Consider the following 1,113-nt stretch of genomic DNA (forward strand, 5'->3'; position numbering starts at 1 on the left):
GGCGGCGGCAAAAACTGAGTGCAACACCTGACCTTTCCGGTACGGTGCTGCCCCTATGTCTTATTCCGAACTCAGCGTTGAAGAACGCGCCACCATTCAAATCAGCCGTGCCCAAGGGTTCAGCCTGCGCAAGATTGCTTGCTTGATCACCCGATCCCCTTCGACCATCAGCCGGGAGCTGCGCCGCAATCGAGATGTCTGTGGTGGCTACTCGGCCCGCATGGCCCAGCAGCAGATGCAGGCCCGCCGCCAAGGCTGTCGACCGAAACGAAAGCTGTTGCCGGGTGGTGAGCGCTTTCAGTTGGTGGCCCATATGCTGCGCGAGCGTTTGTCTCCCGAGCAGATTGCCGGCAAGCTGCGCAGCATGAACATTCCCAGCCTCAGAGATGCATACGTCTGTCGCGAGACGATCTATAACGCCATCTATGCCTTGCCGGTCGGCGAGCTGCGTAAGGAGCTGATCATCTGCCTGCGCCAAAGTAAGACGACGCGCCGGCCGCGCTCTGGCGGCGTGGATCGGCGTGGCCAGATCCCCGAGATGGTCAGCATCCATGTGCGCCCACCGGAGATCGAAGACCGACTGATGCCAGGGCATTGGGAAGGCGATCTGATCAAGGGCAAGGCCAACGCCTCGTCTGTAGGCACGCTGGTAGAGCGCACCAGTGGCTACCTGATGCTGGTAAAGATGAACGACGCGACGGCGACATCGGCGATGGAAGGCTTCAGTGCAGCGCTCAATGGCATGCCGCTGGCGATGCGCAAGAGCATGACCTACGACCAGGGCCGAGAAATGGCGCGGCATGCTGAAATCACCCAGCAGACCGGGGTGGCGATTTACTTCTGCGATCCGCATAGCCCTTGGCAACGCGGCAGCAACGAAAACATCAATGGCCTGATCCGCCAGTACCTGCCCAAGGGCACGGACTTGTCGGTACACAGCCAAGAAGAACTCGACGCTATTGCACTGCAACTGAACATGCGGCCGCGTAAGCGCTTCGACTTCAAGTGCCCCATCGAAGTTATGGGTGAGGTGATGCAGAAGGCCATGGCTATGCGGCATGATGCTCCAGCTTCAATTCAATGACCGTGTTGCACTCAGCTCCTGCAACCGCC

General features: G+C 59.7%; 1 protein-coding gene. It reads left to right on the forward strand.

Annotation, left to right across the window (positions count from 1 at the left end; genetic code table 11):
• Positions 1-55: 55 nt before the first annotated feature.
• Entirely contained in the window at positions 56-1,084 is a 1,029-nt protein-coding gene (locus tag IEG05_RS23055; RefSeq protein WP_153376404.1) for an IS30-like element ISPa59 family transposase, read from the forward strand.
• Positions 1,085-1,113: the final 29 nt, after the last annotated feature.

Origin of the sequence: Stutzerimonas kunmingensis, from assembly GCF_014764705.1 — a bacterium.
GTDB lineage: Bacteria > Pseudomonadota > Gammaproteobacteria > Pseudomonadales > Pseudomonadaceae > Stutzerimonas.